Origin of the sequence: Streptomyces sp. NPDC006487 (assembly GCF_042870555.1) — a bacterium.
GTDB lineage: Bacteria > Actinomycetota > Actinomycetes > Streptomycetales > Streptomycetaceae > Streptomyces.
In genome coordinates this window covers 519,115-531,508 of the sequence record NZ_JBIAHN010000002.1, presented here as the reverse complement: position 1 = coordinate 531,508, position 12,394 = coordinate 519,115, and the positions used below count along the sequence as shown (strand labels likewise).

Annotated in this window: 11 protein-coding genes; 7 read left to right on the top strand and 4 right to left on the bottom strand. The window is 74.9% G+C overall.

Annotated elements, in window-relative coordinates:
- The first annotated feature begins 47 nt into the window (after positions 1 to 47).
- On the top strand, positions 48 to 1,571 hold the full coding sequence (locus ACFYM0_RS05165) for an MFS transporter (RefSeq protein ID WP_388496664.1): 1,524 nt from the start codon (positions 48 to 50) through the stop codon (positions 1,569 to 1,571).
- A gap of 50 nt (positions 1,572 to 1,621) precedes the next feature.
- On the opposite strand, the gene ACFYM0_RS05160 is transcribed toward ACFYM0_RS05165, so the two are convergent.
- Genes ACFYM0_RS05160 through ACFYM0_RS05150 form a run of 3 tightly spaced genes read right to left on the bottom strand, consistent with a single transcriptional unit; the run spans position 1,622 to position 4,940 of the window.
- Positions 1,622 to 2,764 carry a serine hydrolase domain-containing protein gene (locus tag ACFYM0_RS05160; RefSeq protein ID WP_388496662.1) on the bottom strand — a complete coding sequence of 381 codons (1,143 nt, stop codon included), beginning with the start codon at positions 2,762 to 2,764 and terminating at the stop codon, positions 1,622 to 1,624.
- A complete protein-coding gene (locus tag ACFYM0_RS05155) occupies positions 2,761 to 4,428 on the bottom strand; it encodes a carboxylesterase/lipase family protein (protein WP_388496659.1) in 1,668 nt (555 codons plus the stop codon). Before ACFYM0_RS05155 ends, ACFYM0_RS05160 begins: the two co-directional genes overlap by 4 nt.
- Positions 4,428 to 4,940 (bottom strand): DinB family protein, encoded by a 513-nt coding sequence (locus ACFYM0_RS05150; protein ID WP_388496656.1) that lies wholly within the window; start codon positions 4,938 to 4,940, stop codon positions 4,428 to 4,430. Before ACFYM0_RS05150 ends, ACFYM0_RS05155 begins: the two co-directional genes overlap by 1 nt.
- A 184-nt stretch (positions 4,941 to 5,124) precedes the next feature.
- Between ACFYM0_RS05150 and ACFYM0_RS05145 the strand changes: the two genes are divergently transcribed.
- Together ACFYM0_RS05145 and ACFYM0_RS05140 are read left to right on the top strand one after the other, a co-directional pair.
- Positions 5,125 to 6,165 (top strand): hypothetical protein, encoded by a 1,041-nt coding sequence (locus tag ACFYM0_RS05145; RefSeq protein ID WP_388496653.1) that lies wholly within the window; start codon positions 5,125 to 5,127, stop codon positions 6,163 to 6,165.
- Positions 6,166 to 6,242: 77 nt separating this feature from the next.
- Positions 6,243 to 7,286, top strand: a complete 1,044-nt coding sequence (locus ACFYM0_RS05140) for a PHP domain-containing protein (protein ID WP_388496650.1) — start codon at positions 6,243 to 6,245, stop codon at positions 7,284 to 7,286.
- A 41-nt stretch (positions 7,287 to 7,327) separates the two neighbouring features.
- On the opposite strand, the gene ACFYM0_RS05135 is transcribed toward ACFYM0_RS05140, so the two are convergent.
- Positions 7,328 to 8,083 carry a VOC family protein gene (locus tag ACFYM0_RS05135; protein WP_388496753.1) on the bottom strand — a complete coding sequence of 252 codons (756 nt, stop codon included), beginning with the start codon at positions 8,081 to 8,083 and terminating at the stop codon, positions 7,328 to 7,330.
- A 214-nt stretch (positions 8,084 to 8,297) separates the two neighbouring features.
- On the opposite strand from ACFYM0_RS05135, the gene ACFYM0_RS05130 reads away from it, so the two are divergent.
- The 4 genes from ACFYM0_RS05130 (at position 8,298) to ACFYM0_RS05115 (ending at position 12,361) form a co-directional block, all read left to right on the top strand.
- Complete coding sequence (locus tag ACFYM0_RS05130) at positions 8,298 to 9,356, top strand: GNAT family N-acetyltransferase (RefSeq protein WP_388496647.1); 1,059 nt, start codon at positions 8,298 to 8,300, stop codon at positions 9,354 to 9,356.
- 40 nt (positions 9,357 to 9,396) lie between these two features.
- Positions 9,397 to 10,368 (top strand): isopenicillin N synthase family dioxygenase, encoded by a 972-nt coding sequence (locus ACFYM0_RS05125; RefSeq protein WP_388496645.1) that lies wholly within the window; start codon positions 9,397 to 9,399, stop codon positions 10,366 to 10,368.
- A gap of 115 nt (positions 10,369 to 10,483) precedes the next feature.
- The gene (locus tag ACFYM0_RS05120; protein ID WP_388496643.1) at positions 10,484 to 11,017 is read left to right on the top strand and encodes a GNAT family N-acetyltransferase; all 534 of its coding nucleotides are present in this window, start codon (positions 10,484 to 10,486) and stop codon (positions 11,015 to 11,017) included.
- Between the two features lie 177 nt (positions 11,018 to 11,194).
- Positions 11,195 to 12,361: a hypothetical protein gene (locus ACFYM0_RS05115; RefSeq protein WP_388496641.1), complete on the top strand. Its 1,167-nt coding sequence runs from the start codon at positions 11,195 to 11,197 to the stop codon at positions 12,359 to 12,361.
- Positions 12,362 to 12,394: the final 33 nt, after the last annotated feature.

Sequence of the window (12,394 nt, the reverse complement as noted above, 5' to 3'; positions counted from 1 at the left end):
GAACCCCTCCCGCGTACGACCGTGAAACAACCGTGAACGGAACCCCCATGCACACCCCCACGCAGGACCCGCGCCGCTGGATCGTGCTCGCGATCCTCTCCGGCAGTCTCCTGCTCATCTCGATGGACACCACGATCCTCAACGTGGCCTTCCCCTCGCTCGTCGGCGACCTCCAGCCGGGCGCCGTACAGCAGTTGTGGATCATCGACATCTACGCACTCGCCCTCTCCGGGCTGCTGGTCACCGCGGGCGCCCTCGGCGACCGCTGGGGCCGCAAGCGGCTGCTCATGGCGGGCTTCGGCATCTTCGCCCTCGCCTCGCTCATCGCCGTCTTCTCCACCGAGGCCTGGCACGTCATCGCGGCCCGCGCCCTCCTCGGCGTCGGCGGCGCCGCGATCATGCCCTCGACCCTGTCGATCCTGCGCAGCGTTTTCACCGACGCCAAGGAACGCGCCTTCGCCCTCGCCGTCTGGGCCGCCGTGTTCGGCGGCGGCATGGCCTTCGGCCCCGTCGTCGGCGGGCTGCTCGTCCAGGACTACGGCTGGCACTCCGCCTTCCTCCTCAACCTCCCCGTCGCCGCGGTCATCGTCGCGGCCGGCTTGCGCTACCTTCCCGAATCCCGCTCCCCGCGCTCCGCCGGAAAGTGGGACTGGACCGGCGTCGGCCAGTCGATCGTCGGCATGCTCGCCCTCGCGGGCGGCATCAAGCAGCTCGGCAAGAGCGGTGTCGCCGACCCGCTGCCCTGGGCCCTGCTGGTCCTCGCCGTCGTCGCGCTGACCCTGTTCGTCCGCCGCCAGCTCCGTGTGGACAACCCGCTGCTCCAGGTCCGGCTCTTCACCAAGCCCGCCTTCAGCGTGGCCGCCACCGCGATCTTCCTGCCCATGGTGGGCATGGGCGCGATCCTGTTCCTGGTCACCCAGTGGTTCCAGTACGGCCAGGGATACACCCCGCTGGAGGCGGGCCTGCGCCTGCTGCCCGCCCCGCTCGCGCTGATCTGCGCCTCGATGGTCGCCCCGACCCTCATGCAGCGCTTCGCGATCCGCCACGTGCTCGGCGGCGGCCTGGTGGTCCTCGCGACGGGCATGGCCCTGCCCTGGACCCTCCAGCAGTTCACCGGCCTCGGCTATCCCGCCTTCGCCGTCGCGCTGACCATCATGGGCGTGGGCGCGGGCATCGCGACCACCGTCGCCTCGGTCACCCTCATCTCCACGGCGCCGGCCGACCAGGTCTCCAGCGCCGCCGCCATCGAGGAGACCTGCTACGAACTCGGCTCGGCCATGGGCGTCGCCATCCTCGGCTCCACCGCCGCCACGCTCTACCGGGGCAACCTCCCGGCCCTGGACCTGGATTCCGCCACCCTGGCCGCCGTACGGGACTCCGTGGGCGAGGCCGCCCACACCGCCGAACTGCTCGGCGGCGGCGTCGGCCGGACCCTGCTCGAGGCCGCCTCGCAGGCCTACACCCTCGCGATCACCCCGGCGTTCCTGATGGCCGGCGTCCTCGCGATCGCCGCCGCGGCGACCACCTGGACGCTGATCCCGCGCGACCTGAGGCCGACCGAGAACCACTGAGGGGAGCAGGGAGCAGAGCAGCGAGCCAGGGGAGCGAGGGGCCGGCCGGCCTATGCGCCGGCCGCGTACGCCCACACCGCGCGCATCTGCGGCGACGGCGACGGGCCGGTGAGCTCCCGCTGGGTCAGCAGGATGGTGACGGACCCCGTCGCGGGGACGATGTGGGCGGCGGTGCCGGTGCCGCCGATCCAGCCGTAGCGGCCCGGCACGTTCCACGGGTCGGCCGGCGTGACGTCGACCGACCCGCCGAACCCCCAGCCCTGGCCTTCCAGGAACAGTTCGGCCCCGGCCCGCTGGGCCGGCGTCAGCCAGTCGGTGGTCATACGCCGCACCGAATCGGACGAGAGCAGCGGGCCGCCGCCGTCGAGCAGCATCAGGGCGAAGCGGCGCAAGTCGTCCGCAGTGGAGACGAGTCCGCCCGCACCGGACGGGAAGGCGGGCACGGCGCTCCACTGCCCGTCGGGGGCGTCCACGAGGTCGAGCCCGCCGTCCTCGGCGGGCCGGTACAAATGCGTGAACCGGCCCGACTGCCCCGCGGGCACGGCGAACCCGGTGTCGGGCATGTCCAGCGGCTCGAAGATCCGCTCCGCCAGGAACTCCGGCAGTGAGCACCCCGCCACCCGGGCGATCAGCACGCCCAGCACGTCCGAGCAGGTGTTGTACAGCCAGGCCTCGCCCGGCTGGCACAGCATCGGGATCCGGCCCAGCGCGGCCATCCACTCGTCCGGCCCCGCGACCTCCTGAGGCCGCGGAGGGCCCTGGCGCAGCTCGCCGAAGAGCGGTGCGACCGCCGGGAGCGAGAAGTCGGAGGGGAACCCCCACCCCGCGCGGAAGGTCATCAGATCGGCCACCGTCACCGGCCGCTTCGCCGGGACCACGTCGTCGACCGGGCTCGCCGGTGTCCGTACGGCCACCGGTGCGGCGATCTCCGGCAGCCAGGGGGCGACCGCGTCGGTGAGCGCGAACCGGCCGTCCTCCACCAGCATCATGACCGCCGCCGCGGTGACCGGTTTGGTGAGCGAGGCGATCCGGAAGATCGAGTCGCGGACCATCGGGGCATCGCCCCCGGCGTCCGCACCGCCCACGGCGGCCACTTCGGGCTCCCTGCCGTCGCCGCGGTCCACCAGGGCCACCGCCCCCGGCAGGGTCTTGTCGTCCACGTACGGCCGCAGGACGTCGGTCAAACCGGTCACGAGCCCGCCCTTTCGAGATCGAGAGTCCGTCCTGCGGAGTCCCACAGCCCGCAGTGGTGCCGGGCCGCCGCGTCCACGGGGCGGATGCCGCCCGAGGGCCCCGGCGCCAGGGACAGTACGGCGGGGGAGCGCGGCCACCACGGCCCCGTACCGGGGGCGTTCGGATCGCCGGTCGCCGCGAACCGGGTCCAATAGCCGCCCATGCGCTCCGCGAGCACCCGCTGCGCGGCACTCATCGGGAGCCCGGTGTCGAAGAGGTACGGCAGCTCGGACCCGTGCGAGGCCCCGTACGGGAAGCCCGCCACCGGCGGCAGCCCGGTGAAGTCCGGTGCGCGCCGGTCGTCGAACCCGTAGTCGTACGTCGGCACGTGCCGCGCCAGCGCACGGCTGTCCCGCAGCTGCGGGCAGACGAAGGAGGCGTCCGTCAGTGCGGCGGCGAAGGCAAGCGCGGGCGTCGGATGGGCCGTCACCGGATAGGCGGCCTCGACGAGTCCGGCCCGCGCCCCGAACACGGCACGCAGCCGGGACCGGTAGGCCTGCGGGTCGGCGACCGGGTAGGCGGCCAGGGTCTGCCCGAGGAAGATCCGCATCTCGTCGCGGGTCGATCCCTGCACCACCGGGACCCGGTGGAACTCCCCGCGCTCCAGGGCCCGCCGGGGCTCGGTGGGGAGCAACGGGGTGCCGTAGGACACCGCGGAGAACAGCGTCATGAGTTCGGGTGTCGCCAGGGCCTCGGGGGCGAGCCGGCGCAGGCACCCCAGTACCTCCGGGGCCTCTCGCCGCCCGCAGCCGAGCCGTGCCGCCGCGGCGGCCCCCAGGGCCACGGTGCGGTGCTCCGGCGCGAACGGCTCGTAGGCGGGCAGCGCGGGGAGCAGCGAGTGTGCCGGGACGGTGAGCGAGCAGGAACCGCTCTGCACGATCGCCCGGTGGAACAGGCCGGCCGAGGCGGGGGAAGTGAGGTGCAGGCAGACGCTCAGGGCGCCGGCGGACTCGCCGAACACGGTGACGTTGCCGGGATCCCCGCCGAAGCGGGCCGCGTTCGCACGCACCCAGCGCAGGGCCGCCTGCTGGTCGGCGAGCGCGAAGTCGGGGGCGCCGTGGAGTGCGGGATGCCCGAAGAGCCCGAAGACGCCCAGCCGGTAGTTGACCGTGACGACCACGGCCCCGCCCGCCGACGCCAGCCGGCCCGGCCGGTACAGGTCCCCGGCGCCGTTCATGAACCCGCCGCCGTGGAACCAGACCATGACGGGACGGCCGGGGGCGTCGGAGACCGCCGGAATCGGGGCCGCCGGATTCGGAGCGGCCGGCTTCGGGGCCGTGACGTTGAGGAACAGGCAGTCCTCCGAGCCGCTCTGGCCACCCGGTCCCACCGCGGGCAGCTGCACGCAACGCGCCCCGGGCGCACCGGCGTCCCGTACGCCCGACCAGCGTGCGGCGGGCTCCGGAAGCCGCCAGCGCAGCGGCCCCGTCGGCGGAGCGGCGTACGGGACGCCCTCGAAGGTGCGGTACCCTGCGGCCTCCCGCCCGCGCACCGCCCCCCGGTCGGTCTCGACGACGGGCCGTTCGGCAGTGCCGGGGCCGGAGGGCGGGGTGGCCGAGGCCGCGGCAGCCGGGGCGGCGGCCGTGAGGAGGAGGGCCAGCAGCAGGGCTCCCGCGGACGCCATCAGCGGCCCCTCGTCAGCACGCCCCGGACGAAGGCCGCCTGCCCCGCGTGCTGGAGGTCGTCGCCGATCACGCTGACCAGCCGCACCCCGAGGGTCACCGGCGGATCCCAGCGCTCGTCGACCACCCGGTCCAGGTCGGCGGCGGACAGCCCCCGCAGGAACCGCTCCGTCTGCGCGTGGACGGCGTCGAAGTAGCCCAGCAGCAGCTCACCCGAGTCGACCCGGACGGCGCCCACCTCGCGGGCGGTGTGCCCGTAGCCGGTCGATCCGGCCGGCAGCGCCAGCCCGAACCGCTCGTCCCAGCCCTGCGCGTCCCAGACCTGATCCCAGCCGGCCGCGTCCGCCACGTGGTCGTCCTGGATCCGGGTCAGGTGCCAGACGAGCCAGGTGATCGAGTTCGCACCCGGCTCGATCCGCGCATCGAGCTGTCCGGGCTCCAGCCCCTCCACGGCCTCGTGCACCACGCCCTGGATCCGGCCGAACGCGTCGGCCAGTACCTCCGTAGCCTTCATGCCCCCACCATGCCCACGGCGGGCGCCGACCGGGCCCGCGGCACCGCGGGGGACCCCCGTTTGCCCGCCCCGAATGGCGCAGCGCGGCCGGGTGCCGCTGAATGTAACAAAGCGTGCGCTTCCCATGACGCACGATGACCGGCGTGCGATGTGTAGACCCGCGCGTCGGCGAACGGAGCTTTCCATGAATGACCCGATCACGCTCGCCGCGACGGAGTACGAAGAACCGCGCCGGCTCCCCGACACCACGCCCGCCCGGCCGCCGGCCCACGGCACGGACGACCTCGACTTCGGTCCCGAGCCCGACTCCGAGCCCGACTTCGCGCCCGAGTCCGGGACCGCTCCCGGGGGCCGGGCCGGATCCGGGGCAGGGGCCGAACCAGGCCCGGACCCCGGCCCCCGGACCGCAGGAGCGACCGCCCGCACCGTCCTGGAGACCGCAGCCACGGGCCGGCCGGTCCGGGAGGTCACCGACCTGGTGAACCTCCTCAAGGAATCCGGACAGGTCCCCAACCCCGGACACACGGCGCTGCGCGCGGCCGCCGTGGCCCGGCCCGTCCACGAGGTCCGCGAGATGGTGACCCTGCTGGGGGAGCCTCCGCACGAGCGGGTCGAAACCGACATCGCGCTGCGGGCCGCCGCCCTCGGCCGGCCCATCGAGGACGTGGCCCTGCTCGTCAGCATCCTCGGCACGGGCGAACAGCCCCCGCAGCGCCGCCCCGAGCCGGCGGACCGGGTACGGATCCCCGACCGCGCACCCGCCCCGCAGGCCCAGGCCCCGGCGCGGGGCCCGTCCCCGACACCGGCCCGGGGCCCGGCACGGCCGGGCAAGGGCGCGCTGCGCCACATACTGCGCTGGCCGGTGGCGCTCGCACTGCTCCTCTGCGGTGCGCTGCACGTCCCCGGTGATCTGGCGGCCCTGGCCTCCGGCGACCCCGGCGGGCTGCTCGCCCTGGCCGTCACCCTGCTCTGCCTGACCGCCGGCGCCCTGCTGGCGGTACGGGACACGGCCGGCGCGTGGCGGGCCGGCGCCGTGATCGCGCTCGGCGTGGCCGGGCTCCACGTGGTCGGCGGAGTCACCGGATTCGACCCGCTCGGCGGCGCGGTCGGCGGCTCCCTGGAGTGGGCCGGCATCACGGCGGTGCTGAGCGCGGCGGCCGGCGCCGTACTCGCCGGCGTGGCCCTGCAGTACCGTCCGGCGGCCGATCCGGCCGACGGCGCCTGACCCGGCCGGAGAGGGGGCACGGGCACGGACCCGGGCCCCCTCTCCGCCCGTCGTCGTCTCGCGGAGGAGGACACGCGATGGACCCGGTGGCCGCGCTGGACCGGATCGCCTTCCTGCTGGAACGCGCCCAGGAACCGACCTACCGGGTCCAGGCCTTCCGTACGGCGGCCGCCGCCATCCGCAGGATGAGCGAGGGAGAACCGGCCGAGCGGGCCGCCGCGGGCACGCTCGAAGCGGTCAAGGGCATCGGCCCGAAAACCGCCCAGGTCGTCCGCGAAGCCCTCGGCGGAACGATCCCCGCGTACTTGCAGGGGCTGGAGGAGAAGGCCGCGGCCCACCCCGTGGGCCCGCCGCCCAGCCCCGCGGCCCTCGCCCTGCGCGCCGCCCTGCGCGGCGACTGCCATCTGCACTCCGACTGGTCGGACGGCGGCAGCCCCATCGAGGCGATGGCCCGTGCCGCGGCCGCCCTCGGACACGACTGGGCGGTGCTCACCGACCACTCGCCGCGCCTGACCGTGGCCCGGGGACTGTCCCCGGAGCGGCTGCGAGAGCAATTGCGCACGGTCGCCGAACTCAACGCGACCTGGGCCCCGTTCCGGCTGCTCACCGGCATCGAGTGCGACATCCTCGACGACGGCTCGCTGGACCAGGAGCCCGGACTCCTGGCCGAGGTGGACCTGGTGGTCGGCTCCGTCCACTCCAAGCTCCGGATGGACGCCCGCGCCATGACCCGGCGGATGGTCGCCGCCGTGCGCAACCCGCACCTCGACGTCCTCGGCCACTGCACCGGGCGGCTGGTGACGGGAAGGACCCGCCCGGAGTCGGAGTTCGACGCCGAGGCCGTCTTCGCGGCCTGCGCCGAATCGGGCGCCGCCGTGGAGGTCAACAGCCGGCCCGAGCGGCTGGACCCGCCGCGCCGGCTGCTGCGGCTGGCCGTGGCCGCGGGCACCCTCTTCGCGATCGACACCGACGCGCACGCCCCGGGACAGCTCGACTGGCAGACCCTCGGCTGCGAACGCGCCCTGGAATGCGGGGTGACGGCCGACCGGGTCGTCAACACGTGGTCCGAGGCCGAGCTCCTCGACTGGACCCGGACCCGCCGGACGCCGCGGCCCGGGTAGATCCGGCAGACCCGGTACGTAGGTCAGTCCCCTCAGTCCCCTCAGTCCCCGTCGGTCCCGTTGTCCGTCCGGGACGAGGTGAGGGTGAACAGCGCCCCGTCCGGATCGCGCAGCGACACCCACCGCTCGGTGGCGCTCGACCCGGGCTCGGACACCGTGCGGCCGCCCAGCGCGACCGCCGCCTCCACGGCCGGCTCCAGCGCGGGAACCCGGAAGTGCACGTGCCAGCGCGGCCGGGTGTACGGGCTGTAGGAACCCGGCTCCACGGGACCGCTGTCGAGGCGCGCCACCGGCTCCCCGTCCTGGCGCAGCACGACGCGGTCCTCCTCGTAGGCGACCTCGCAGCATCCGGCGCGGCCGGTGGCCCACTCCAGCACCTCCCCGTAGAAGATCGCCGACTCGAAGGCGTCCCGGGTGCGCAGCTCCAGCCAGGCCGGGGCATGTCCCGAACCGACCCGCCAGCCCGAGGAGACCTGCCCCTCCCAGATCCCGAACACCGCCCCGTCGCGGTCCGCCACCAGCGCCCCGCGGCCACCCGACTCGAAGGAGACCGGGCCGACCGCGATCGTGCCGCTGCGTTCCCGGACCCGGTCCACCGCCACGTCGGCGTCGTCGACCGCGAAGTACGGGGTCCAGGCCACGGCCATCGCCAGATCCCCGGCCAGTGCCCCGATCCCGGCGACCGGCATCCCGTCCAGCTCGGCCACCGAGAAGGCCTCGCCGAGCCGCGCGGGCCGGAACCGCCAGCCCGCGACCTCACCGTAGAACCGCTGCGCCGCGCCGAGATCCCGGGCCATCAGGCTCACCCAGCACGGCGCCCCGAAGACGTCCCTCGTCGAAATCTCCACCGTTTGCTCCGCCCTTCACCGGGGCGCGGTCAGCGCGCCGTCCCAGCACAAGCAGTAGCGCCCGGGCCCGGGCCGTGGCCCGCAGGCGCGCCACCGGGACCACCGGCCGTGCGGCAGGGATATCCCCTTGGCGGCACCTGTGCGGGAGCCTAGGGTGCCGCCCATGAGGATCATGAATCACCAGGACGTCGACGCGGCCGTGTCGCTCACCACGAGGGCGTTGCGGGACGTGGCGCACCTGGACTGGCAGGTTCCGGCCGCCGGCCTGGAGTGGAGCTGCCGCGACACCGCCGTCCACGTGGCCGAGGACTTCACGGCCTACGCCGCCCAGCTCACGGTGCGCGCGGCCGACGCGTACGTCCCTCTGGAGATACGGGCCGAGGAGGGGACCGGACCGGCCGGCCTCGTCGACATGATCGAGGCGTCCGGCGGGTTCCTGTCGGCAGCCGTGGCCCTCGCCGGACCCGGTGCCCGTGCGTGGCACCCGTACGGCGGCGCGGGCGCGGACGGCTTCGCGGCGATGGGCGTCGTCGAGACCCTGCTGCACACCCACGACATCCTCGGCGGACTCGGCGTCCACGACTGGGAGCCGGACCCCGCCCTCGCCGAAGGGGTCCTGGACCGGCTCTTCCCCCACGTCCCGCGCGGCCGCGCGGCCTGGCCGACCCTGCTCTGGGCGACGGGCCGGGGCGAACTCCCCGGCCTGGTCCGCCAGACGACCTGGCGCTGGTACACCGAACCCGTCGAGACCGAGCGCCTCCTGCTCTGCCCCATGTCCCCGGCGGTCGCGGCCGACCTGCAAGCCGGCGGGACCGGCGGCTTCGCCTGGGTCGAGGACGGACCCGCCGACGACACCCGGGACGCCGGGGGGATCGTGACGAGGGCGCGCGAAGCGGGGACCTACCGTGCGGGCTGGGGACCGTACGTCATCGTCCGCACGAGCGACCGCAGGGCCATCGGCGGCATGGGCTTCCATGCCGCCCCGGACGCGGACGGGCGCTCCGAGATCGGCTACGACCTCGTCCCCTCGGCACGCGGCAACGGCTACGCCACCGAGACCCTGAAGGCACTGTCGTCCTGGGCCTTCGGGCAACCGGGCTTCACCCGGCTGGACGCCACGACCGACGAGGACAACGCACCCTCCCAGGCGGTGCTGCGGCGGGCCGGTTTCACCGAGGCCGGTGCGGGGGAGGGCCTGGTCCGGTACGTCCTACGGGGCTGAGCGTTCCCGCCGCGCCCCCCGGCTCGGAAGCAGGTTCCGCATGGTGAGTTCCCAGGTCCCCGTGATCGATCTCGGCCCGTGGCGCTCCGGCGGGCCCGAGGCGCGCCGGCAGGTCGCCTCCCGCGTCGACGAGGCGCTCCAGGCGGCGGGGTTCCTGCTGGTCACCGGGCACGGAGTCGACCCGGAGCTGCCGGGGCGGATCCGGGAGGCGGCGCGGACCTTCTTCCGGCTCCCGGCCGCCGCCAAGGCCCCGTACGCCGTGCCGGTCGGCGGCCGCGGCTGGCTCGGCCCGGGCGCCGAGGCCAACAGCTACGCGGAGGGCGCGGCCTCCCCGCCCGACCTCAAGGAGTCGTGGTCCTTCGCGGCGGAGGAGCCGACCGGGAACGCCTCGGTGGACGCCGAATGGTTCCGGCCGAACGCGTGGCCGGCCGAAGTGCCCGCGCTGCACGGGCCGGTGACGGAGTACCTGTCGGCGATGCGGTCCCTCTCCGACGAGCTGCTGGAGCTGCTGGCGGCCGCACTCGGCCTGGAGACGGACCACTTCACCCGGCACACCCGCCACCCCACCTGGGGGTTCAACCTCAACTGGTACCCCGGCACCGAGCTCCTCGGCCCGCCGCTGCCCGGCCAGTTCCGCATCGGCGCGCACACCGACTTCGGCACCGTCACCGTCCTCGACCGGCAGCAGGGCGCGGGCGGACTCCAGATCCACACCGACGCCGAGGGCTGGCAGGACGCCCCGTACGATCCGGCCGCGCTCACCGTGAACATCGGAGACCTGATGGCGCGCTGGACGGGCGACCGCTGGCGGGCGGGTCGCCACCGGGTCCTGCCGCCGCCCGCGGACGCGCCCGCCGAGGAGCTGATCTCGCTCGTCTACTTCTACGAGTGCGATCCGCACACCCGCGTGGAATCCCTCCCGGTGCCGCTGGGCCGGATCGCGCACGCGCCGGTCGACTCGCACGTCCACCTGAGGGCGCAGCTCGACGCGATCACCGTTCCGGAGGGGTAGGGGAGGGACGCGGCGGGGCGGCCGAGGGGCGGCGGCGGGGTGCCGGCCGGGTGGCGGGAGAGCCCCGGGGGGACCCGATTACCCGATGTCCGGCGCGTTCGGCAGGATGGGACTCATGACCGAGATCCGTACCCCCCGCCTCCTCCTCCGCCGCTGGTCCGAGGACGACCTCGTCCCCCTGTCGGAGATCAACGCCGACCCCGAGGTGATGCGCTGGATCGGCGACGGCGAGACCCTCGGCCTGGAGGAGACCGCCGAAACCATCGAGCGGTGGGAGGACGAGTGGGACGAGGAGGGCTTCGGGATCTTCGCCGTGGAGCTGCTGGCCTCCGGCGAGCTGATCGGTGCCGTGGGACTCTCCATGCCGTGGTGGCTGCCCGAGGTACTGCCGGCGGCAGAGATCACCTGGCGGCTGGGCCGCTCCTACTGGGGCCAGGGCTACGGCTCCGAGGCCGCGCACGCCACCCTGGAGTTCGCCCTCCAGGAACGGGGCCTCGACCGGGTCGTCGCCATCAACCGGGCGGGCAACGACGAGTCCGAGAACGTGATCCGCAAGCTGGGGATGACCGCTGAGAAGGACATCAACCACCCGGAGACCCACGCGCTCCTCAACCTCCACGGCATCGACCTGACGGAGTACGAGGGCTGAGCGACCCGAGCCCCCGAGCCGGCCCGCCTGACCCGGCCCGTCCCCGCATCGACCGATCGGCCGACCCCGCTGTCGGCCGCCGGGCCGAGCGGCCGGGCGGCCCCGCGAGGCGAGGATGGGCACGGGGGAGCGGGCGCACCACCGGCCCCGCCCCCGGAACCGAGAGGGGCCCCGCCCATGCCGCAGCACGACCGCCCGCACCCGCGCCGCCGCGCACGGGGAACCCGAACCGCCTTCGCGGCCCTCGCCGGAGCCCTGCTGCTGGGGGCCTGCTCGAGTCCCGGCGCCCCGCCGGCCGCCGCCCCCGCGGCCTCCCCGCTCCCGACGGCCGCGACCACCCCGGGCGGCACCCTCCTGGTCGCCGACTTCGGGGCCGACACCGTCACCTTCGTGGACCCGGAGCGCGGCGCGGTCGGCTCGGTGCAGGTCGGCCGGGCCCCGTACGGCCTGGTGGTCGGCGCGGACGGCCGGGCCTGGGTGGCCACGGCCGAGGGAGTCGCCGTCGTGGACACGCGGTCGCGGACCCGGCAGGCCCTGATCCCGTACCGGACCACCGGCACCGGGCCGGTGACCGGCGGCGAGTACCGGGGCGGCGGCATGGGCATCGCGCTCTCGCCCGACGGCGCGCACGCGTACGCCGGGGTCAACGTGCCCGGGACCACCGGCGTCCTGGAGGTCATCGACACGGCGGAGAGGGAGGTCACGGAGGTGGTCCCGGTGGGCCGGCGCCCCTTCGACGTGGACGTCTCGCGCGACGGCACGGAGGTGTACGTCACCGGCCACGACTCCTTCGACGTCACGGTGGTCCCCGTCGGACCTGCCGGAACGGGCGGAAGCGCCGCACCGACGCGGCCGCGCCGCATCGAGGTCGCCCCGTACGGGACGGAGGGAGGCCTCGGCTCCTGGCTGAAGCCGCACTACGCCGTCGTACGGCCGGCGGACGGGATGCTGCTGCTCCCCTTCGAGGGCGAGCGGCTCGCGGTGGTCGATCCGAGGACGGGCCGCACCACGGTGGAGGAGATGACCGCCGACACCCACCAGCACGGGGCCACGGTCACGGCGGACGGCCGGCTGCTGGTGGTCGGGACCGGGGCGGTGGAACCGGGCAAGGGCAAGGGTCCCTCCCTCACGGTCCGGTCCGCGGACGGCTCGGAGCGGGTGTACCCGCTGGACGGGCCGCACGAGGACGTGGCTGTGTCCCGGGACGGGCGGACGGCCTACGTCACCGGGGGCTACACCCGCGACGGTTACTGGAACGGCATCACGGTCGTGGACCTCGACAGCGGGAACAGCCGCCGCCTCGCGGCGGGATCGCGGCCCCTGGGCATCGCGGTCCTGGAGTGAGCGGTCCTGGAGCGAGCGGTCCCGGAGCGAGCG